Source organism: Amycolatopsis sacchari, from assembly GCF_900114035.1.
Lineage (GTDB): Bacteria > Actinomycetota > Actinomycetes > Mycobacteriales > Pseudonocardiaceae > Amycolatopsis_E > Amycolatopsis_E sacchari.
Genome location: NZ_FORP01000009.1, coordinates 42,230 through 63,873, shown reverse-complemented (window position 1 = coordinate 63,873; position 21,644 = coordinate 42,230). Strand labels below are relative to the sequence as shown.

At 71.9% G+C, this 21,644-nt stretch carries 18 protein-coding genes; 7 read left to right on the top strand and 11 right to left on the bottom strand.

The window, feature by feature from the left end:
• The first annotated feature begins 4 nt into the window (after positions 1-4).
• On the top strand, positions 5-955 hold the full coding sequence (locus BMZ92_RS17100) for a TIGR03557 family F420-dependent LLM class oxidoreductase (RefSeq protein ID WP_091508568.1): 951 nt from the start codon (positions 5-7) through the stop codon (positions 953-955).
• 2 nt (positions 956-957) lie between these two features.
• On the opposite strand, the gene BMZ92_RS17095 is transcribed toward BMZ92_RS17100, so the two are convergent.
• The gene (locus BMZ92_RS17095; protein WP_091508566.1) at positions 958-2,682 is read right to left on the bottom strand and encodes an IlvD/Edd family dehydratase; all 1,725 of its coding nucleotides are present in this window, start codon (positions 2,680-2,682) and stop codon (positions 958-960) included.
• 121 nt (positions 2,683-2,803) lie between these two features.
• Here BMZ92_RS17095 and BMZ92_RS17090 point away from each other — a divergent pair, with 121 nt between their 5' ends.
• Positions 2,804-4,225: an MFS transporter gene (locus BMZ92_RS17090; protein WP_091508564.1), complete on the top strand. Its 1,422-nt coding sequence runs from the start codon at positions 2,804-2,806 to the stop codon at positions 4,223-4,225.
• Complete coding sequence (locus BMZ92_RS17085) at positions 4,222-4,626, top strand: MarR family winged helix-turn-helix transcriptional regulator (protein ID WP_091508562.1); 405 nt, start codon at positions 4,222-4,224, stop codon at positions 4,624-4,626. The genes BMZ92_RS17090 and BMZ92_RS17085 overlap by 4 nt, the downstream gene beginning before the upstream one ends.
• On the opposite strand, the gene BMZ92_RS17080 is transcribed toward BMZ92_RS17085, so the two are convergent.
• Genes BMZ92_RS17080 through BMZ92_RS17070 form a run of 3 tightly spaced genes read right to left on the bottom strand, consistent with a single transcriptional unit; the run spans position 4,619 to position 7,855 of the window.
• Positions 4,619-5,323, bottom strand: coding sequence for a class I SAM-dependent methyltransferase (locus BMZ92_RS17080; protein WP_091508560.1), 705 nt, complete (start codon positions 5,321-5,323; stop codon positions 4,619-4,621). The genes BMZ92_RS17085 and BMZ92_RS17080 overlap by 8 nt on opposite strands.
• A 1-nt stretch (position 5,324) precedes the next feature.
• Positions 5,325-6,803, bottom strand: coding sequence for a PucR family transcriptional regulator (locus tag BMZ92_RS17075; protein WP_091508557.1), 1,479 nt, complete (start codon positions 6,801-6,803; stop codon positions 5,325-5,327).
• Positions 6,800-7,855, bottom strand: a complete 1,056-nt coding sequence (locus BMZ92_RS17070; RefSeq protein ID WP_091508555.1) for an S-methyl thiohydantoin desulfurase family protein — start codon at positions 7,853-7,855, stop codon at positions 6,800-6,802. Before BMZ92_RS17070 ends, BMZ92_RS17075 begins: the two co-directional genes overlap by 4 nt.
• Positions 7,856-7,886: 31 nt before the next feature.
• Here BMZ92_RS17070 and BMZ92_RS17065 point away from each other — a divergent pair, with 31 nt between their 5' ends.
• The gene (locus BMZ92_RS17065; RefSeq protein ID WP_218153478.1) at positions 7,887-9,419 is read left to right on the top strand and encodes an alpha/beta hydrolase family protein; all 1,533 of its coding nucleotides are present in this window, start codon (positions 7,887-7,889) and stop codon (positions 9,417-9,419) included.
• On the opposite strand, the gene BMZ92_RS17060 is transcribed toward BMZ92_RS17065, so the two are convergent.
• From BMZ92_RS17060 to BMZ92_RS17030, 7 genes are all read right to left on the bottom strand, one after another.
• Positions 9,404-10,111 carry an SDR family oxidoreductase gene (locus BMZ92_RS17060; protein ID WP_091508551.1) on the bottom strand — a complete coding sequence of 236 codons (708 nt, stop codon included), beginning with the start codon at positions 10,109-10,111 and terminating at the stop codon, positions 9,404-9,406. The genes BMZ92_RS17065 and BMZ92_RS17060 overlap by 16 nt on opposite strands.
• Positions 10,108-11,190, bottom strand: a complete 1,083-nt coding sequence (locus BMZ92_RS17055; protein WP_091508548.1) for an S-methyl thiohydantoin desulfurase family protein — start codon at positions 11,188-11,190, stop codon at positions 10,108-10,110. Before BMZ92_RS17055 ends, BMZ92_RS17060 begins: the two co-directional genes overlap by 4 nt.
• Positions 11,187-12,242, bottom strand: a complete 1,056-nt coding sequence (locus BMZ92_RS17050) for an S-methyl thiohydantoin desulfurase family protein (protein WP_091508547.1) — start codon at positions 12,240-12,242, stop codon at positions 11,187-11,189. Before BMZ92_RS17050 ends, BMZ92_RS17055 begins: the two co-directional genes overlap by 4 nt.
• The gene (locus tag BMZ92_RS17045; protein ID WP_091508544.1) at positions 12,239-13,783 is read right to left on the bottom strand and encodes a hydantoinase/oxoprolinase family protein; all 1,545 of its coding nucleotides are present in this window, start codon (positions 13,781-13,783) and stop codon (positions 12,239-12,241) included. The genes BMZ92_RS17050 and BMZ92_RS17045 overlap by 4 nt, the downstream gene beginning before the upstream one ends.
• Before the next feature lie 14 nt (positions 13,784-13,797).
• Entirely contained in the window at positions 13,798-15,123 is a 1,326-nt protein-coding gene (locus BMZ92_RS17040) for a purine-cytosine permease family protein (RefSeq protein ID WP_091508542.1), read from the bottom strand.
• A 92-nt stretch (positions 15,124-15,215) separates the two neighbouring features.
• Entirely contained in the window at positions 15,216-16,406 is a 1,191-nt protein-coding gene (locus BMZ92_RS17035; RefSeq protein WP_091508885.1) for a cysteine desulfurase-like protein, read from the bottom strand.
• A gap of 15 nt (positions 16,407-16,421) precedes the next feature.
• Entirely contained in the window at positions 16,422-17,375 is a 954-nt protein-coding gene (locus tag BMZ92_RS17030) for a GlxA family transcriptional regulator (protein ID WP_091508540.1), read from the bottom strand.
• A 71-nt stretch (positions 17,376-17,446) separates the two neighbouring features.
• Between BMZ92_RS17030 and BMZ92_RS17025 the strand changes: the two genes are divergently transcribed.
• The 3 genes from BMZ92_RS17025 (at position 17,447) to BMZ92_RS17015 (ending at position 21,575) form a co-directional block, all read left to right on the top strand.
• Positions 17,447-17,680: a hypothetical protein gene (locus BMZ92_RS17025; protein ID WP_143249871.1), complete on the top strand. Its 234-nt coding sequence runs from the start codon at positions 17,447-17,449 to the stop codon at positions 17,678-17,680.
• Between the two features lie 33 nt (positions 17,681-17,713).
• Complete coding sequence (locus tag BMZ92_RS17020) at positions 17,714-18,547, top strand: AraC family transcriptional regulator (RefSeq protein ID WP_091508536.1); 834 nt, start codon at positions 17,714-17,716, stop codon at positions 18,545-18,547.
• A gap of 67 nt (positions 18,548-18,614) precedes the next feature.
• Positions 18,615-21,575 carry a GH92 family glycosyl hydrolase gene (locus tag BMZ92_RS17015; RefSeq protein WP_245783100.1) on the top strand — a complete coding sequence of 987 codons (2,961 nt, stop codon included), beginning with the start codon at positions 18,615-18,617 and terminating at the stop codon, positions 21,573-21,575.
• Positions 21,576-21,644: the final 69 nt, after the last annotated feature.

Below are 21,644 nucleotides of genomic sequence, written 5' to 3'. Positions count from 1 at the left end.
CCACATGGTGAGCATCGGCTACTTCCTTTCGTGTGAGGAGTTCGGTCCGCGGGAGCTCGTCGAGCAGGCGAGAATGGCCGAGGAGGCCGGGTTCGAGCGGTTGTGGATCTCCGACCACTTCCACCCGTGGCTGGACGAGCAGGGGCAGAGCCCGTTCGTGTGGTCGGTCATCGGCGCGTTGTCGCAGGTGACGTCGCTGCCGATCACGACGGCGGTGACGTGCCCGACGATCCGCATCCACCCGGCGATCGTCGCGCAGGCCGCGGCCACCGCCGCCGTGCAGTGCCGCGGCGGGTTCACGCTCGGCGTGGGCAGCGGCGAGGCGCTCAACGAGCACGTGCTGGGCGACCGCTGGCCGGCGCCGGACGAGCGGCTGGAGATGCTCGACGAGGCGATCGAGGTCATCCGCGAGCTGCACACCGGCAAGCTGACGACGCACCGCGGCAAGCACTACACGGTCGAGCAGGCGCGGATCTACACGCTGCCCGAGGAACCGGTGAAGATCTACGTGTCCGCGTTCGGACCGAAGGCGGTGCGGCACGCCGCGAAGACCGCCGACGGGCTGTGCACCGTGATGCCCGACGCGGACCTCGTGCGCCGGTACCGGGACGAGGGTGGCCGCGGGCCGGTCCAGGGCGGGTTCAAGGTGTGCTGGGGCGAGTCGGAAGCGGAGGCGCGCAAGACCGCGCACCGCAAGTGGCCCAGCGACGTGCTGCCCGGCAACCTGGGCCGGAACCTGCCGATCCCGAGCGAGTTCGCGGCCGCGTCCTCGCTCGTCACCGAGGACGCGGTCGCGCAGCAGATCCCGTGCGGCCCGGACGCCGGGGTCTACGTGGACAAGATCCGCGAGTTCGAGCAGGCCGGGTTCGACGAGGTGTACGTGCAGCAGATCGGTGCCGACCACGACAAGTTCTTCCGCGCGTGGTCGGACGAGGTGCTGCCGCGGTTCTCCTGACCTCAGTGCGAGTCGCGGGGCACGGTGTGGCCGCGCCGCCCGCGCAGGAAGTCGAAGTCCGCGCCCGTGTCGGCCTGCCCGACGTGCTGCGTGTACAGCCAGGCGTACCCGCTGGTGATGGTGGATTCCGGCGGCTGCCACGCGGCGCGCCGGGCGGCCAGCTCCTCGTCGTCCACGTGCAGCGTCAGCGACCGGTTCGGCACGTCGAGGGTGATCCGGTCGCCGCTGCGCACGAGCGCGAGCGGGCCGCCGACGGCGGATTCCGGTGCGACGTGCAGGACGACCGTGCCGTAGCCGGTGCCGCTCATCCGCCCGTCGCAGATGCGGACCATGTCCGTGATCCCGGCCTTGAGCAGCTTCGCGGGCAAGGCCACATTGGACACTTCCGGCATGCCGGGGTAGCCCTTCGGGCCGGCCCCGCGGATCACCAGGATCGTGTCGGGGGTGACGTCGAGGTCGGGGTCGTCGGCGACGGCGTGGTAGTCCTCGACGGTGTCGAACGCGAGCGCCGGACCGGTGTGGGTGAGCAGGTGCGGTGACGCGGCGGACTGCTTGATCACCGCCCCGTTCGGGGCCAGGTTCCCGTGCAGCACCGCGGTTCCGGTGCCCGGGGCCTGGAACGGCTCGGCGACGCTGGTGATCACCTCGGGGCCGTAGTTCTCCGCGCCGGCGACGTTGTCGGCGACGCTCTTGCCGGTGACGGTGATGCTGCCGGCGTGCAGCAGGTCGTGGTCCAGCAGCTCCTTGAGCACCACGGGCAGCCCGCCCGCGTAGCAGAAGTCCTCCATCAGGAACTTGCCCGACGGCATGAGGTTCACCAGCGTCGGCACGGCGCGGGCGAGCGCGTCGAAGTCCTCGAGCTTCAGCGGCACCTCGGCGCGGCCGGCGATCGCGAGCAGGTGGACGAGCGCGTTGGTGGAGCCGCCGATCGCGGCGTTGACGCGGATCGCGTTCTCGAAGGCCTCGCGCGTGAGGATCTTCGACGGGCGCAGGTCCTCCTCGACCATCGCCACGATGCGCTGCCCCGCGCTCTGGGCGATCTCGAAGCGGCGCGCGTCCACCGCGGGCCACGTCGCCGAGCCGGGCAGCTGCATGCCGAGCGCCTCGGCCATGCACGCCATGGTGGAGGCGGTGCCCATCGTCATGCAGTGCCCGTTGGAGCGGGCCATGCAGCCCTCCGCGAAGAAGCACTCCTCCTGCGACATGCGCCCGGCCTTGAGCTCCTCCTCGAACTTCCACACGTGGGTGCCGGAGCCCACGTCGGTGCCGCGGTACTTGCCGTTGAGCATCGGGCCGCCGGTGACCATCACGGCGGGCAGGTCGACGCTCGCCGCGGCCATCAGCATCGCCGGGGTGGTCTTGTCGCAGCCGGAGAGCAGGACCACGCCGTCGAGCGGGTTGGCGCGGATCAGCTCCTCGACCTCCATCGCCATGAGGTTGCGGTACAGCATGGCGGTGGGGCGCATGAGCGTCTCGCCGGTGGCCATCGTCGGGAACTCCAGCGGGAACCCGCCGGCCTGCCACACGCCGCGTTTGACCGCCTCGGCGACGCGGTGCAGGTGGGCGTTGCACGGCGCCAGCTCGGACGCGCTCGTCGCGATGCCGATGACCGGCCGCCCGTCGAACACGTCGGGCCCGAACCCCTGGTTGCGCATCCAGGAGCGGTAGATCATGCCGGCCCTGCCGGTCGCTCCGAACCACGCGGCACTGCGCCTCTCACCCGTCACGACCTGATCCTCTCCGTCGAAGCAGCCTCAGGAAACGTTAAATCATTGGATGAATGGCTGTCCAGGGTGAAAAGTTGTACAGTACTAACTGTTATAGACGTACAACTATCAGGAGTTGCTCTTGCCGGAGCTGACCTACCGCCGTCGCATGCTGGTCCTCGCCATCTGCTGTCTGAGCCTGTTCGTCGTGTCGATGGACAACACGATCGTCAACCTCGCGCTGCCCTCGATCCAGCGTGAGTTCGCCGCGGGGGTGTCGAGCCTGCAGTGGACCGTGGACGCGTATTCGCTGGTACTGGCGAGCCTGCTGATGCTCTCCGGTTCCACCGCTGACCGGCTGGGGCGGCGGCGCACCTTCCAGACCGGGCTCGCCGTGTTCACGATCGGCTCGCTGCTGTGCAGCCTCGCCCCGAACGTCGGGCTCCTCATCGTGTTCCGGATGGTGCAGGCGGTGGGCGGCTCGATGCTCAACCCGGTCGCCATGTCGATCGTCACGAACACCTTCACCGACCCGCGGGAGCGGGCGCGGGCGATCGGCGTGTGGGGCGGGGTGTTCGGCATCAGCATGGCGCTCGGCCCGGTGATCGGCGGGGCGCTCGTGGACGCGATCGGCTGGCGCTCGATCTTCTGGATCAACGTCCCCATCGGTGTGGCCGCGTTCGTGCTGGCCGCGGTGTTCGTGCCGGAGTCGCGGGCGGCGCGGGCCCGCCGGGTGGACCCGGTGGGGCAGCTGCTGGTCGTGCTGGCGCTGGGCGGTCTGACCTACGCCATCATCGAGGCCCCGCACGCGGGCTGGGGCTCGCCGCAGACCATCGGCTGCTTCGCGCTCGCCGTCGCGGCCGTGCTGTGCCTCGTGCCGTACGAGAAGCGCCGTGCGGAACCGCTGATCGACCCGCGGTTCTTCACCAGCGCGCCGTTCTCGGGGGCGACCCTCATCGCCATGTGCGCCTTCGCCTGCCTCGGCGGTTTCCTCTTCCTGAACGCGATCTACCTGCAGAACGTGCGGGGGTACTCGCCGCTGCACGCGGGCCTGCTGACCCTGCCGATGGCGGCGATGATCTTCGCGTTGTCGCCGGTGTCGGGGCGGATCGTGGCGAGCTGGGGTGCCCGCCTCCCGCTCGTGGTCGGCGGGGTGGGCATCGCCGCGGCCGGTCTGCTGCTCACGACGCAGGGCGCGCACTCGCCGCTGTGGTTGCTCGTGGTGACGTACCTGGTGTTCGGGATCGGGTTCGGCATGGTCAACCCGCCCATCACCAACACCGCGGTCTCGGGGATGCCGCGTGAGCAGGCCGGGGTCGCGGCCGCGGTCGCGTCCACCAGCCGCGTGGTCGGCGGGGCGCTCGGGGTCGCGGTGCTCGGCGCGGTGGTGACCTCGCGGGTGCGCGGGCCGATCGAGACCGGGTTCGTGCCCGCGAGCCTGCCCGCGTGGGAGATCATGGCCGCGTGCGGGCTGGCGGTGCTCGTGCTCGGGTTCGTCACGACCGGGGCGTGGGCACGGGGTACGGCCCAGCGGTTCGTCGAAGAGGAGAGGGTCGCCGCGTGAGCGAAGACGCCGTGCGGGTGTGGGAGCGGTTGTGGGACCTGGTCGCCGTCCGGCACGACCGCCGCAAGCGGGTCGTCGACGAGCTGGGCCTGAGCTTCGTCAAGACCAAGGCGTTGCGCAGGCTGGCGGCGCGGCCGATGACCTTGCGCGAGCTGGCCGAGGAACTGCTCATCGACCGTCCATACGCGACAGTGCTGGTGGACGACCTCGAACAGCGGGGCCTCGTCGAGCGCACGGTGCGCCCGGAGGACCGCCGCTCGAAGATCGTCACGCCGACGGCCGCGGGCCGCGCGGCGGCCGAGACCGCGAACCGGATCCTGTCGGAGCCGCCGGAGTCGCTGCTGGCGTTGCCGCCGGAGGACCTCGCGGCACTGGACCGCATCCTCGACCGGCTCACCTGACGGCGACGAACACGAACTCCCGCCCGGGCCGGTCCGGTGCGTCGCGCACGTCCTCGACCGTGTAGCCGTGTGCGCGCAGGTCGGCCTCGACCTCCTCCCGCTCGCGGAACCGCAGCGTCGAGTCCGACGTGAGCGTCTCACCGTCGGGGAAAACGTACGTCCACCGGAACGTCACGAGCGGCAGGCTCACGTCGAGGACGTCCACCCAGCTCTCCACGCCGTCCCGCACGCTGTGCGACGCCGACCGGTTCCAGCCCTCCCACGCGCGGTACGCCGGGTCACGCGTCTCGAACACCAGATGCCCGCCGGGCCGCAACGCCTCCCGCGCGCCGTCGAGCGTGCCCGCCCAGTCGCCGGGGTCGACGATCGCCTGCGCCACGTTCGCGGTCATCGTGGCGAGGTCGACTTCCATCGGTGGCAAGGAGGTCGCGTCCCCGTGCAGCCAGCGGACGCGCTCCGCGCCGGCCTTCGCGCGTGCGACGTCCAGTGAGGCGAGTGCCGGTTCGACGCCCGTGACCTCGATACCGCGAGCGGCGAGCAGCAACGCGAAAGTGCCTGTGCCGCAACCGATGTCGAGCACGCGCCGCGCGCCGAACTCCTCCGCCATGGCCAGGTACGCGTCGAGGTCGTCGCGTTCGCCCTCCAGCACGTCGTAGAGCGCGGCGAGCCGGGGGTGCGCGAAGAGGTCGTCGGTCACGTCAATCTCCCAGTGTCACGGTGCGGCAGGCCAGGTGCAGTGCGAGGCGCTCGTCGCGGCGGCGCAGGTCCACGCCCAGCAGTTGTTCGACGCGGGCGATGCGGGCCGCGACGGTGTTGCGGTGCACCCCCAGCACGGCGGCGGTCTCGGCCAGCGAGGACTCCGCGTCCAGGTAGGCGGCGAGCGTGCGGACGAGGTCGCCGGGCACCTGCCGCAGCGGGGCCAGCAGCGCGCGGGCCGCCGGTTCGAACGTGTCGGTGCGCGTCCACTCCAGCAGCAGCTGCGCCAGGCCCAGCTGGTCGACGTGCAGGAAGTGCCCGGTCTCCGGCCTGGTCGCGGCCAGCCGGGCGGCGTCGGTGGCCTCCGCGACGGTCGTCGCCAGGCCCTCGGGGCGGGGGTGCGGACGGCCGACGCCCATGTGCGTGTCCAGCGTCCGGCCGAGCACCTTGTGCGCGGCCCGCAGCCGGGCGGCGAGCCTGCGGACCCGGGCGGCTGTCGGCTCGGCGTCCAGCGTCAGCCAGCCCGTCCAGCCCTCGCCGTGCTCGACGACCACGGTGTCGTCGGCGCCCAGCGCCCGCACCACCTCCCGCGTCCGCGCCACCACGTCCACAGTGGACGACACACCGAGGCGGAACCCGATGTGCCAGCCGCCCAGCCGCCAGCCGGCGTCGGCGACGCGACGGCGGAGGTCCGCGCTGGGCTCGTCGTCGAGCCGCAGGAGGTCACCGAGCAGGGCGGAGCGCGAGCGCGCGTCGCGTTCCAGCTCCAGCCTGTTCGCCAGCAACCACCGTTGCACCGCCGACGCGGCGACGGCGAGCGCGGGCGGCACCACGTCGGCCCGCGCCGCCGCGGTGCCGCGCAGCACGGTGGCGACCCACAGGCCGCGCGCGGGATGGGCGAGCAGCACGCCATCGTCGACGCTGATCCGTTGTGCCACAGGCTCTTCCACGCGCACGAGCCCGGCTTCGGCGAGTTCTCCGGCGAGCGGCTGGCCGCGGTCGTCGAGCAGCGCGACGGGGGATCGCAGCAGTTCGCCGAGCAACGTGACCACCTCCTCGGGCGAGCGGGGCCGGTCGTCGAGCGCGCGGTGGGCGGCCATCACCAGCTCCGCCCGGTCGAGGTCGGGGGCGGCGAGGTGCAGCCGCGCGGTGACGAGCAGCTCCAGCGGATCGGCTGTGCTGGTCAGCAGGGGGATGCCGAGCCGGTCCGCGAGCAGCCGGGTGCCGGACAGCGGTTCCAGTGCGGGCAGCAGGATCCCGGTGCTCCCGGCGTCGGCGCTGTGCCGCACCAGCGCGTCGAGCCGCCAGTCCGCCGGGGACACGGGTGCGACGACGACCACCAGTTCGTCGCGTGCGGGTTCGTGGGCTGGGGTCAGCGTCGCGACGACTGTCCGCAGTGGACGGTCGAGCCCGGTCACGCCCGCGAGCACGCGGACGGACCCGGCCCACTCCGGTACGGCCAGCAACCGGCGCAGGTTCACGGCAGCACCGGCTCCGTGTCGATCCCGTACGCGCGGGGTGCGATGACGGGCAGGTGCCGCGGATCGGTCCAGAACGGCGCGGCGGGCAACCGCAGCACGGCCACCTCGACGCCGCCGCGGATGGTGTCGCACGCGATGGGCACGGCCGTGCGGCGGTCGACGACGGTCAGCACGTCCGGGGTGGACGCGACCGGGCGGCCGTCCCGCAGGGCCAGCAGGTACTCGTTCTCCATCTCGATCCTGAGCAGCGAACCGTCGCGGTGGTCGATGAGCGTGACACTGCCGCGGCCGAACCCGGGCCGCCCGTGCTCCCCGGGCCCGAGGCGTCGAGACACTTCCAGCACGCGGCCCGTGGCGAGCACGTCACCGTCGACGGCCTCGGCCAGCCGGTCCGCGTCGGGGCTCTCGCCGAGGGCGAGCACCCGCCGTCCCAGCGCGAGCGCGCCGCTGATCGTGTCGAGGACGGCGCAGCCGGGCAGTTCCGCGGCGGGGATCGGGGGGAGCACGAGCATCGCCCAGCCGCTGGAGCTGGCGAGGAAGGCGCGCGCGGTGCGTTCGATGGTGGTGTCGGAGCCCGTGGCGAGCACGAGCACCTGCCCGCTGGGTTCGGCGACGACCGCCGGGGCGAGCCCGCGGCCCGCGGTCGCGACCGACAGCTGGTCCAGGCGCGGCAGGCCGCGGCCGGAGAGGTCGGCGTCCACTACGGACAGTCCGAGCTCGTGGGCGGAGACGAGGGGCATCAGCCCGTTGAGCCCGCCGACCTCGATGGAGATCAGCGCGTCCGCGTGGACGCCCGTCCAGCGTTCCATCGCCGCGATCGCCGTGGGCACCTCGTCGCCGCCGGGGAGCTTCTCGGTGAACACCGCGGTCGCGCCGACCACGCCGACGGGCAGCACGTTCGCGTCGGGCGGCAGGTCGGCGACGGGGGTCACGGTGGCGGGCAGGCGGTGGCGGAGCAGGGTCGCGCCGGTCCTGGTGTCGCCACCTCCGCCGGACCCGAGCAGCGCGACGCCCCGTTCGAGCGCGGGCACGTCATCGGCCGTGATCTTCATGGACCGCCTTTCCGCTGGCAGAGTGCCAACTATGACGACGGTAGACGAGCTGACGGCGGAACTGGTGGTGGCGGGCGGCGTGCCGCGCGAGCTGGGGCTTTCCCCGGACGGGCGGCAGGTGACGTACCGGCTGGGCGAGGAGTGGTGGCAGGTCCCGGCTCGCGGTGGGTCGCCACGGAGAACCGAGCCTGCCGAAGACGCACTGCCCGATGTGGGGGACCGGCACGTGGTCGAGAGCGTGCGCCGCCCGGACGGCGGACCGCTCGCGGTGCTGACGTGGGCCGAGGACACATTGGACCCGGGTTTGCAGCGGCCGGAGCTGCACCTGGTGGAGCAGGACGGCACTGTGCGGGACCTGGGCCGCGTCGAGGCGGAGGCGTCGTCGCTGACGTGGTGGCGGAAGGACGGCTGGCACCTGGTCTACCTCGCCCGCACCCCGCCGGGCCTCGTCGGCGGGCTCGCGGTGTTCGACCGCGACCTGGCGACGGGCGAGACGCGGAACCTCACCGCGGGCACGTCGTCGTGCCCGGTGGAGCTGGCGCAGGCCGGTGACGAGCCGGTCGTCCTCGTCGCGGAGGGGCTGGACACCGTCGTCCGGAGGATCGACGGTGAGGAGGTCGTGCGCATCCCGGGGCTCGCGGAGTCGCTGACGGCGGGCGGGGACCGGATCGCCTTCGTCGCCAGCAGCCGGTACGAGCCGGCGGACATCTGGTGCGGGCCGCCGTTCACCCGCATCACCGACACGCGCCCGGAACTGCGCGGCATCCGCTGGGGCACGCAGGAGCGGCTGTCCTACCGGGCCGCCGACGGGCTGGAGCTCGACGGGCTGCTGGTCCTGCCCCCGGGCAAAACCCGCGCCGACGGGCCGTTTTCGCTGGTCACGATCGTGCACGGCGGCCCGTACGGCCGGCACACCGACGGCCTCAGGCTGGGCTGGTTCCCCTCCGGGCAGTGGCTCGCCACCGCCGGGCACGCCGTCTTCCTGCCCAACCCGCGCGGTGGGCAGGGCCACGGGCACGAGTTCGCCGCGACCGTCGCCGGGCGCGTCGGTCAGGAGGAGTGGACCGACATCCTCACCGGCATCGACCTGCTGATCGCCGAGGGCGTCGCCGACCCGGAGCGGCTCGGCATCGGCGGCTGGAGCCACGGCGGGTTCATGGCGGCCTGGGCGGTCACCCGGACCGACCGGTTCAAGGCCGCGCTCGTCGGCGCGGGCATCAGCGACTGGGGGATGCTCGCCGCGACCGGGGAGTACGGCAGCGCCGAGGCCGCGCTCGGCGGCAGCACCGGCTGGGAGGGACCCGGCCCGCACCCGCACGACCGCGTCAGCCCGATCTCCTATGCGTCGCGCATCCGCACCCCCGTGCTGATCGTGCACGGGGGTGCGGACACGAACGTCCCGCCCTCCCAAGCGGAATTCCTGCACCGGGCGCTGCGGCACTTCGACGTGCCCCACGAGTACGTCGTGTACCCGGGGGAGAACCACGCGATCCGCGAGCGTGCGCACCAGCTCGACCTGCTGCGCCGCACGCGTGAGTGGTTCGGTCGCTACCTGAGGCCGTAGCCGCCGTCGGGGTAGACCGTCGAGCCCGTCATGAACTCGTTGGTGAACAGGAAGAACACCGCCTGCGCCACGTCGGCCTCCGTGCCGACGCGGTGCAGCAGCGTGTCCCGCCGGTACTGCCCGAACGCCGCCTCCCGCACCGCTTCCGGGCGCTGCGACCACAGGTTCCCGTCGATCGTGCCCGGCGAGACGACGTTGACCCGCACCGGCGCCAGCTCCACGGCGAGTCCGCGGCCGAGCCCCTCGATCGCCGCGTTGCACGCCACGTAAGCCGGCGCCGGGCCGGGTGGGCGGACACTGGCGGCCCCGGCCATCAGGACGACGGAGCCGCCAGGGTCCAGCTTCGGGGCGGCGTGCTTCACCGCGTGGTACTGCCCCCAGAACTTGGACGTGAAAGGGCTTTCCGCGTCCTCGTCGCTGAGTTCGCGCATCGGGCCCGTCCGGTAGGTCGCCGCGGTCGTGAACAGGTGGTCCACTCGCGACAGTGGTGCGAAGAACGCCGCCAGCGACTCCTGGTCGCCGGTGTCGACGATCCGCCACTCCGCGTCGCCCAGCGACTCGGCGGCCGCCGCCAGCTTCTCCGGCGTGCGGCCGCCGAGCACGACGTGCCCGCCCGCCTCGACGACCCGCCGCGCCACCTCGAACCCGATGCCCGACCCGCCGCCGATCAGGACGACGGTGCGCCCCTTCACGCTTCCACCGGGCGGAACTCGTGCGGCAGCCCGAACGCCGCCGGACCGAACGTGGCGAGCGCCTCCGGGGTGCGCATGATGTCCGGCGTCGAGATGCCCACCACCGTGACCCGCTGCCCGTAGCGCAACGTCTCCGTCGTGATCGGCTCCGCGGACTCGGAGTCCAGCACGCAGATCAGGTCCGGCACCACGCACCGCACCTCGCCGTCGACGACCGCGACCAGGTTCTCGTTCTGGAACTCGATCCCCAGCTCGTGCTCGCCGTCGAACGACACCGCCGCCGCCCGGCCCCGGGCGAACCCGGCTTCGGTGCGGCGTTCCACGTCGGAGATCTTGCCGCGGAACAACACCCGCAGGTTCGAGTACAGCGTCTCGGAAAGCGCTTCCTCCAGCCGTGCGATCGGGTCGCTCGACCGGCCCTCGCGGATCGCCCGGCCCACCTTCAACGCGAGCGTCAACGTCCGGGGGATCGCCGTGCGCTTCACGTCCGCACCGCTCATCGAGTACTCGGCGATGTGCGCGACGCCGCCGAGCCGGATCGTCACGCCGCGGGCGATCCACTCCATGCGCCGGTTGTCGGAGCCGGTGTCGATCACGGTGACCTCGCCGCCCTCACCCGCGACCGCCATCGGCGAACCCGGTACGCCGTAGACGCCGAAGGTCTCCATCTGCAGCTCGGGGAACGCGCGCCCCATGCCGTCGGCGTCCACCACGGGCAGCCCGGTGCGGGCGCCGACGACGAGCGGGATCATGGAGTTGATGCCGCCGCACTCGATGGGCATCGTGGCGGTCGCCTTCGCGCCGAGGTGCTTTTCCAAGGCTGCCAAGGCGGTCTCCGGCTCGGACCCGCTGGGCAGCTTCTCGAACACGACGGTCGGCGCACCCATCTGCGCGGTCGGGATCACCAGTGCGTCGTCCTCGACCTCGTCCGGGTCGAGGATCGTCACCGGCCCGTGCTCGCGGATCGCCTGCCGCACCAGCAGCCGCCCCACGTACGGGTCGCCACCGCCGCCGGTGCCCAGCACCGCCGCGCCCCGGGCGAGGTCTTCGAGGTGCTCCTCGGTCAACAACCAGCTCACGCGGGAACTCCCACCGGATCGATGTCATAACCGAAGTACCGCGGTCCCGCGAGCGCGACACCCTCTTCGCTGTGCCAGCGCGGGTCGGCGGGTGCGGCGATGACCGTGAGGCGCTGGCCGTACCGCAGGCCCTCCGTGGTCACCGCCTCGCCGGTTTCCCGGTCCAGCGTGCAGATCAGGTCCGGCACCGACGCCAGCACGACGCCGTCGCGCTCGGCGATCAGGTGCTCGTTCTGGAACCGCAGCAGCAGCTCGCCGCCGGTGTCGGAGTCCATTCCGGACAGTCGTGCCTCGCCGCGGGCGAAGCCGGTGACGGTCCGCCGTGCCACGTCGGTCACCTTGCCGCTGAACAGGATCCGCCCACGCAGCCGCTCCACCACGGCCGCCACGGACTTCGTCTCCCGCACCAGCGCGCCCAGCTCCGCGCACAGGCTCAGCGTGCCCGGCACCATCGACTCGCGGGCCTGGGCGCCGGACATGGCGAACGAGCTGATCGCCGACGAGCAGCCCATGTCGATCGCCGCCGAGCGGACCAGCCGCTCGGCCCAGTGGTTGTCCACCGTGTCCAGGATGCCGCGGTTGCCCTTCTCGTCGGCGTAGGCCATCGGCGTCGCGCGGATGCCGTACAGCGTCGGCAGCACCATCTGCAGCTCGGGGAACGCCCGGCCCATGCCGTCGGCGTCCACCAGCGGCAGGCCCAGCTGCGCCGCGGCGAGCACCGGGATCAGCGAGTTGACCCCGCCCGCCTCGGCACACGCGATGTGCGTCAGCTCCTTGCCGAGGTACCCGGCGAGCGTGCTCGCGGCGAGCCCGATCTGCTCGGCGGTCGGCAGCTTCTCCACCATCACGGTGGGCGCGCCGAGCATCGCTACCGGCAGGACCACCGCGTCGTCGGGGACTTCTGCCAGCGCCACGAGGGGAACCGGCCCGTGCTCGCGCACCGCCTGAGCGGCGAGGAGCCGTCCGATGTACGGGTCACCGCCACCGCCGGTGCCGAGGATGGCCGCTCCTCGCGCCACGTCGTCCAGATCGTCACGGGTCAGCTCCTTCACGACGCCGCTCCCAGCTGCAGATCGCCCACGGCCTTGACGCGGATGCGCGTCGCATTGCCCGGCAGGTAAGGAATGGGGACCTCGTCGAAGTCCACGATGGACACACTGGACGGGCTGGCACCGGCGGCGACCGCGCGGTCCACCGCCTCCTGCTTGGCCTCGTCGACCACCGCGTCACGGCGGCCCGGCTCGATCGCGTACACGCGGTCCACCTCGCCGCCGATCTGCGCGATCGCGGCACCGATGGCGTTGGCCACGGCGTAGTGGTCGGGCCGGTGCACCTCGCCGGAGTCGGCCAGTTTGTCGGGCAGCAGCACGGAACCACCGCCGACCGCGACCACCGGCAGCGGCTCGGCAGAGGTGCGCATCCGCTCCACGACGTCGGACACGTCGCTCGCGATCCGGTCCAGCGCCGCCTGCACGAGGTCGCGGTCGAGGTGCGCCACCAGCGACGGGTCGCCGATCTCCGCCCGGCCGGCGGCCACCGCGATGTCCGTCGCGGTGAGCGTGTCCCCGCCGAACACCAGCGCCTTCGACGTCAGCTCGTACCCGACCGAATCCGGGCCGACCGCACCGTCCCGCACGCGGCTGCCGCCGCCGATGCCGATGGACAGCACGTCCGGCATGCGGAAGTTCGTGCGGATGCCCGCCACGCTCACGTCGGTCGTCGCCTCGCGCGGGAAGCCCTGGCGCAGCACGCCGACGTCACTCGTCGTGCCACCGACGTCGACCACCGCACAAGTGTCCAAACCGGACAGAACGGCGGCGCCGCGCATCGAGTTCGTCGGGCCGGACGCGAACGTCGCCACCGGGTACCGGCGCGCGAAGTCGACGTCCATCAGCGTGCCGTCGTTCTGGCTGAGGTACAGCGGCGCGGTGATGCCTGCCCCGCTGACCGACGACGCCAGCCCGTCCACGATGTGTGCGGCCAGCTCACGCAGCGCCGCGTTGATGATCGTCGCGTTCTCACGCTCCAGCAGGCCGATCCGGCCGATTTCGTGCGACAGCGAGATCGCCACGTCCGGCAGCTCGGCGCTGATGATCTCCGCCGCCCGCGCCTCGAACTCGGCGTTGACGGGGGAGAAGACCGAGGTGATCGCGACGCTGCGCACCCCGGCCTCGCCCATGTCCTCGGCGGCGCGGCGCAGCTCGTCGGCGTCGAGCGCCGAGATGTGCCGCCCGTCGAACTCGTGCCCGCCGTGGGCGAGGTAGCTGCGCCCGGCGATCGCGTCGACGAGCCGCTGCGGCCAGTCCACCATCGGCGGCAGCGAGGCGCCCGCGGGCAGGCTCAGCCGCACGGCCGCGGTCGGCGCCAGCCGGTGGGCCTCGATCAGCGCGTTGATGAAGTGGGTCGTGCCGATCATCACCGCCTGCACCGCGGCCGGGTCGAAGGCCCGCTGCCGTTGCAGGCCGTCGATCGCGGCGACGATGCCGGAGGTGACGTCGGCGGTGGTGCTGGTCTTGGTCGAAGCCAGCACCTCCCGGCCGTCGAGCAGGACCGCGTCGGTGTTGGTGCCGCCGACGTCGATGCCGATGCGCACAGGTTTCTCCTTTTTCAGACTGCGTGAGCCGGTTCCGCGTCCGCCGTGCGGCTCACGCCGACCCCGCGGACGAGGCCGAGCTTGCCCGCCACGACGTAGAGCACGAACGCGACGACGAGGGAGTTGATGCTGGGCAGGCCCCATTCGACGAACTTGCCGATGAGCGCGGCGGCGACCCACACGACGATCGTCGCGGGCACCCACACCGGGGCCGTTTCGGGGAGCGTGCCGGACGCGCGGGCCGCGTCGAGCTCGGGCCGCCAGCGCTTCACGACGAAGTACTCGGCGACCATGATCCCCGCGATGGGCGGGAACGCCACGCCGAGCACGGTGAGGAACTCGGTGAAGGCGCTGAGGATCCCGGCCGCGGCGAGCACACTGCCCACCACGCCGAGCACGCCCGTGACGACCGCGCGGTTGAGCCGCCTGCCCGTGAGGGTGCCGACGAAGTTCACGACGCCGAGCCCGGACGAGTACAGGTTCCAGTCGTTGATCTTGATGGTGCCCGCGACGATCACCAGGATGCCGACCCAGCCGACCGAAGAGGTGACGATCGTGGTGATCTCGGAGGTCTTCACGGCGTGCGCGAGCAGCACGCCCGCCATGCCTATGACGTACTCGCCGAGCGTGATGCCGACCAGCGTCTGCTTCACGACGTCACCGCCGGACCGGTTGAACCGGGCCATGTCGGGCGTGATGACCGCGCCGACGATGAACCCGCCCGCGACGAGCGTGGTGCCTTGCAGCAGCGTCATTTCCGGGCCTGGCGGCGCGGACGACACCAGTGCGCCCACGTCGTGCTTGGTCAGCTCCGAGATGATCGACCAGCCGACGAGGATCAGGAACGCCGGCACCATGAGGTAGGCGGTCCACGCCATGGAGTGGAACCCGCGCATCACGATCGCGGTCACGACGAGCCCGAACACCAGCGCCCACGCCCAGTCGGGCAGCACACCGATGAGGCTGGTCAGGCCCTGCGCCGAAACGCCGGACTGGATGCCGAACCAGCCGATGAGGCTGATCCCGATCGCGAGCCCGATGAGCGCCGCGCCGCCCCGGCCGAAGCCGGTCCAGCGGGCGATCAGCGAGGTCGACAGGCCCTCGCGCATGCCCATCACGCCGACCAGGATCGTGATCAGTTCGAGGATGACCGAACCGAGGGTGAACGCGAGGAACGCGGGCCAGAAGCTCATCCCGAAGCCCACGGTGGCCCCGAGCAGGAACTGGGACAGTGCGGAAACCTGGCCGAACCGCTGCACCGCGACCGACCACCAGGAGTAACGGGCGCTGCGGGGCACCCTGGTGAGGGCGTAGTCGTCGACACCGACAGACGAGGCCATGCCGACCTCCTTATCCGGGGAGAAGTTCCGATCACCGTAACCACGGGTTCCCCGGCCGTCACCGTGCGAAGTGCACAGTCACCTGGTGGAGGCTATGCGGACTGCACAGCCTCCAGCAGCCGCCGCACGTCGTCCTCGGTGGTGTAGGGCGCGATCCCCGCGCGGACGGCGCCGGTTTCGCCGAGGCCCAGGTGGCGTGCGCAGTCCAGTGCGTAGAAGCTGCCCGCCGGCGCGTTCACGCCGTGGGCGGCGAGGTGGCGGTAGACCTCGGCAGGGGTGCGACCGTCCACGGTGAACAGGACCGTCGGGGTGCGGTGCCGGGTGGGGGAGCCGTACCGCGTCACGCCGGGGATGGCGGCGAGCCCTTCGTCGAGTGTGCGCAGCAGACCGGTTTCGTACTCCTCCAACGCCCGCATCGAAACGTCCAGGCGTTCCCGCCGGGTGCCTTCGCCCGGGACGAGACCGGCGAGGAAGTCGATGGCGGCGGTGGTACCCGCGAGCAGCTCGTACGGGAGGGTGCCCAGTTCGAAGCGCTCGGGCACGGCGTTCGTGGACGGGGCGAGCTTGTCCGGGTGCAGCGTCTCCAGCAGTTCCGGTGCGGCGGCGAGGAAACCCAGGTGCGGGCCGAGGAACTTGTACGGTGAGCAACCGTAGAAGTCCGCCCCGAGCGCGGCGACGTCCACCGGCGCGTGCGGGGTGAGGTGCACACCGTCCACATAGCACAGTGCACCTGCTTCGTGGGCCTTCGCCGCGATCGCGGGCACATCGGGCCGGGTGCCCAGGAGGTTGGACGCCGCGGTGACGGCGACCAGCTTCGTGCGCTCGGTGACGGGAACGGCGTCGGCGGGCAGTTCGCCGGTGGCCGGGTCGAAGTCGGCCCACCGCACGGTGATCCCGCGTGCCTCGGCGGCCTGGAGCCACGGCCGGATGTTGGCGTCGTGGTCTAGGCGCGTGACCACGACTTCGTCGCCGGGCTGCCAGGTTTTCGCCAGCGCGCGGGAGAAGTCGTACGTCAGCTGCGTCATGCTGCGGCCGAAGACGATGCCCTCGGGCACGCCGCCGACGAGATCCGCCGCGGCCTGCCGCGCGGTGAGCACGACCTCCTCGGCCCGCCGTTCGGCGGCGGTGACGGTGCCCCGGTTGGCGATCGCGGAGGTCAGGGTCGCGGCGACCGCCTGCCCGACCACGTCCGGGACCTGCGAGCCACCCGGCCCGTCGAAGTGCGCGGCGCCCTCGTCGAGCGCGGGGAAGTGCTTGCGAACGGCGTCCACGTCATAGGTCACGCCTGACAGCATGCCTCACGCGGGCGCGAACGTCCGGCGGTAGTCGTGCGGGGAGACGCCGACGACGCGGTGGAAGTGGTGGCGCAGCAGGGCCGCCGTGCCGAACCCGCACTCGCGGGCGATCTCCTCGATGCCCAGCCGGGTCTCCTCCAGCAGCGTGCGGGCGTGCAGGACCCGCTGCATCGACAGCCACTTGTGCGGGGTCGTCCCGGTCTCCGCGGCGAACCGGCGTGCGAAGGTGCGCTCGGACATCTGCGCGCGCTTCGCCAGCGTCGCGACGGAGTGGTCCTCCGCGAGGTTTTCCAGCATCCACGTGAGCACGGGCTGGAGGCTGTCGGCGGTGCACTCGGGCACGGGCAGTGCGACGAACTGCCGCTGCCCGCCGTCCCGCTGGGGCGGTACGACCATCCGGCGCGCGATCGTGGTCGCGATCGCGGAACCCAGTTCGCGGCGGACGAGGTGCAGGCACGCGTCGATGCCGGCGGCCGTGCCCGCGCTGGTGATGATGTCGCCCTCGTCGACGAACAAGACGTCCGGATCGACCTTCGCCTCGGGGAAGCGGGCCTGGAACGCCTCGACGTGGTGCCAGTGCGTGGTGCAGTGGCGGCCGTCGAGCAGCCCGGCCTCGCCGAGCAGGAAGGCGCCGCTGCAGACGGACAGCAGCATGGCGCCGCGGTCGGCGGCGGCGCGCACCGCCTCGATCACGGCGGGCGGGTACTCCTCGTCGGTGCTCACCGCGGGTACGGCGACGAGGTCCGCGCCGATCAGCCCGTCGAGGCCGTGTGCCGGGGTCATGGAGACGCCGGGCACGCTCGTGGCCAGCGGTTGCCCGGGGCGTTCGCCGCACGGGCGGAAGTCGAACTTCGGCACCCCGTCGTCGCTGCGGTCGATGCCGAACACCTCGCACAGCACGCCGAACTCGAACGGGGCGACCCCCTCGATCATCACCACCGCAACGGTTTTGAGCATGGCAGGATTTTAGCGTAGTTCGTCAGATCTGCCACTGTTGGCAGGAAGTAGCTGGGCGAACAATTCTTGTCATGACAAACGTGATCCTCTTCCTCGCGATCCTGGCCCTCCTCGCCTACGCCATCGAGCGCAACCACCGCCGCCAGCGCCCGGCCCGCGTGAACGGCAGTTCCCCGCACGAAGACCGTGACCTGACACGAATAACGGAGGACCTGCGCGGACTGCCCCCGTCGGAGGAGCGCCGAGTGCGGGTCCCGGAGCCGCGGGGCGTCGAACTCTCCCGCATCTCACGCCACGCCGCCTAGACTCGGGGTCTCCACCGGCGGAGGGAGGCGAGCGTGGCCGAGCTGGGCCTGGCCGACACCAACGGCATCCTCCGCCTGCCGTCGGTGCGGCCTGCGCGGTCCAGCGCCGGGCTCGGCTGGCCCGGGCTCTACGTCTCCACCCAGTCGGAAAGCCCTTACCGCGCCCGCTTCGACGCCGCGGGCACGCACCTGGTCATCCTGCACCTCGGCGGGCCGGTCACCGTCCGCCGCGGCCGGACGCAGGAACGGCGCGTGCCCGCCGGCGGCCTGTTCATGCACCCCGCGGGCCGGGAGCTGACCGTCGAACTCGGCGGGCCGCTCGACACCGTGCACGCCTACCTGCCCGCGGACGCCCTTCCCGCGGAACTCAACGAGGAACTCGGCGTCGCCGACCCGCTCGTCGAGCAGCTCATGCTCGCGCTCGACGGCCTGGTCCGGCAGTGGGAACCCGCGGCCAGGACCTACGTCGACCACCTGTCCGGCCTGTTCGCCGCTCACCTGGCCCACCGCTACACCCGAGCCCGCGTCCGCGCCGACAACGGTGCGCTGTCGGAAAAGCAGCTCGCCGCCGCGAAGGAACTCATGCTCGCCCGGCTCGCCGAGCCGATCCCGCTCGCCGACCTGGCGGATGCCGCGTCGCTCAGCGTCAGCCAGTTCACCCGCCGCTTCAAGGCCGCGACCGGCGAAACCCCGCACCGTTATCTCATGCGCCTGCGCGTCGAGCACGCTTGCCGGATGCTGCGCGCCGACACGCTGAGCATCCCCGAAATCGCCGTGCGGTGCGGTTTTTCGCACCAGGAGCACCTGACGCGCGTGATGCGCGCCCGCCTCGACACCACCCCCGCCGCCTACCGGAAGGGAAGTTGACCTTGGCGACCCCCGGCCGTTCACGGATGTTCACGCACCGGACGGAACCGGCGGCTGGGATCGGCGGGTGATCAGATCCCTGCTCGCGGTCGCACTGGCCGGTGCGCTCCTGCCCGCCCTCCCGGCGGACGCCGCACCCGCCAAGGTCGCCGACCCGGTCCGCTACGTCGATCCGCTCATCGGTTCCGCCAACGGCGGCAACACCTACCCGGGCGCGGTGCGCCCGTTCGGCATGATCTCGTGGAGTCCCACCAACACCGCGGGGGACCAGACCAACGCCGCCGGTGCGAACGGCTACTCCTACGCCACGCCCCGCACCCGCGGGTTCGCGCTGACGCACGTGAACGGCGCGGGCTGCCACCCCGGCGCGGCCGGTGACGTGCCGATCCTGCCGTTCGCCGGTGCCGTCACGTCCTCACCGACGGCGGACACCACGGACGCGGTGTACGCGAGCAACTTCAGCCACGACAACGAAAACGCGCAGCCGGGCCGCTACACGGTCACGCTCGACTCCGGGGTGAAGGCCGACCTGTCCGTCACCACGCGCGCGGGCGTCGGTGAGTTCACCTTCCCGGCCGGCTCGCCCGCGAACCTGTTGTTCCGCGTGTCCAACTCGCTCAACGGCAGCGAGGACGCGGAGATCAAGATCGACCCGGCGACGCGGACCGTCACCGGTTCCGTGCTGACGGGCGCTTTCTGCGGCCGCCGCGCCAACGGCGGCGAGAACAACCGCAAGACCTACTACCGGCTGTACTTCGTGGCCTCGTTCGACCGCGCGTTCGCCGGCAACGGCACGTGGGTGAACGACCAGCTCGAGCCCGGTTCGACCACCGCGCACGGCGGCGAGGGCTACCTGACCGGGGCCAACCGCGCCGGGAAGGGGTCCGGCGGGTACGTCACCTTCGCCGACACCAACGTGCGGATGAAGGTCGGCATCTCCTACACGAGCCTCGACGCGGCGCGGCACAACCTCGCCGCCGAGGTGAAGCCGAAGGACACGGTCGACTCCGTCGCGGCGGACGCGCGGCAGGAGTGGAACAAGCAGCTGCGCTCCATCGAGGTCGCGGGTGGTTCTCCCGACCAGCTCACCACCTTCTACACCGCGCTGTACCACTCGTTCCTGGAACCGAACATCGCCAGCGACGTCGAGGGCACGTACCTCGGCAGCGACCAGAAGGTGCACCGGCTCGCGCGCGGCCAGCGCGCGCAGTACGGCAACTTCTCCGGCTGGGACCAGTACCGCGCGCACACGCAGCTGCTCGCGTTGCTGGAACCCGGCATCGCCGGGGACTTCGCGCAGTCGCTGTACAACCTGGCGCAGCAGAACGGCGGCGTGTGGGACCGGTGGGTGCACGTCAACGGCCCGACGCACGTGATGACCGGTGACCCGTCGGCGCCCACAGTGGCCGGCTTCTACGCGATGGGCGTGCGCAACTTCGACGTCCGTGGCGCGTTCGAGTCGTTGTACCGCCAGGCGACGGTGCCGAACCCGGCCGGGCTGTCGGACAAGGGCTGCCCCGGGCAGTGCGAGGGCCAGCGCCCGAACCTCGCCGAGTACCTGAAACTCGGTTATGCGCCCCAGGACGTGTGCCACTGCTGGGGTGGCGCGGCCGAGACGCTGGAGGACTCCGCCGCCGACTTCGCGCTCGCGGACTGGGCGCAGCGCCTCGGCGACCGCAAGGTCTACAACGAGATGCTGCCGCGCGCGAGCTGGTGGCGGAACACGTTCAACCCCTCCGCCGGCCCGGAGGGCGGCTACCAGCAGGCCCGCAACTCCGACGGCAGCTGGGTCTGGCCGTTCTCCTCGACCTCCGACCTCGGCTTCGCGCAGGGCACCAGTGCGACGTACACGTGGATGGTGCAGCACGACGTGTCCGGTCTCGCGGCGGCGATGGGCGGCAAGGACGTTGCGGCACAACGCCTCGACGCGTTCTTCCACCGCCCCGACGGTTCGTGGGCCACGGGCGGCGACGGCTTCCGCTACGACCCGACGAACGAGCCCGGCATCCACACGCCGTGGCTGTACAACGCGCTCGGGCAGCCGTGGAAGACGCAGGAAACCGTGCGCGCCATGGCTTCGCTGGTGTACAAGACCGGCCCCGGCGGGCTGCCCGGCAACGACGACCTCGGCACGATGTCCGCGTGGTACGTCTTCGCCGCGCTCGGGATGTACCCGCAGACGCCGAGTCGTGCGGAAATGCTGCTGTCGAGCCCGATGTTCCCGAAGGCGTGGGTCAAGCGGGACGGCGGACCGACGATCACGATCAACGCGCCCGGCGCTTCGGCGTCGAACATCTACGTGCAGAACGTGCGGCTCGACGGGCGTGCGCACGCGGAGTCGTGGCTGCCGGAGTCGGTCGTGAACCGGGGCGGCGAGGTGACCTTCACCCTGGGGTCGACGCCGAGCAAGTGGGGCACGCCGCCGGTCGACCGCGTCCTGCCCGCCCCGGCCGTGCCGAACCTGCCCGCCGCGTGCACGCCCGCCGGAACGTCGTGCCTGCAGAACCTGCAGTACGACACTGACGGCGTCGCGACCGCGGACGCAAAGGCGCAGGGCAACCTCGACGGCAAGGGCTGGAGCTTCCCCGCGGAACAGCTGCCCGCGCCCGGGGTGCAAACGCTTGCGCAGGTGCCGTACCTGGTGCCGCCCACGACGGGCACGAGCGGGAACTTCACCAGCCTGCGCGGCCAGCGCGTCTACCTGACGCCGGGCAAGTACTCCGGGCTCGACGTGCTGACCACGGCGGTCAACGGCGACCAGCAGACCGACGTGACCTTCACCTACAGCGACGGCACCACCTCCACGGCACACCTCGCCGTCACCGACTGGGCAGCGACGTCCGCCCACTTCGGTGAGGAGAGCGTCCTCGGCGCCACGACGCGCTACAACGTCAACGGCACCGAGGACGGCCGCGCCGTGCACATCTGGCACGTGACCCTGCCCGCCGACCCGGCCCGCACCCTGACGTCGTTCACCACGACGGCGGTGCCGAACCTGAAGGTCCTCGCGCTCACCACCCGGAGCTGACGCGCTTTTCGTGCAGGAGGACGCGGGAAACGTGCAGGCTTTCCCGCGTCCGCCCGCCCGATACTGCCC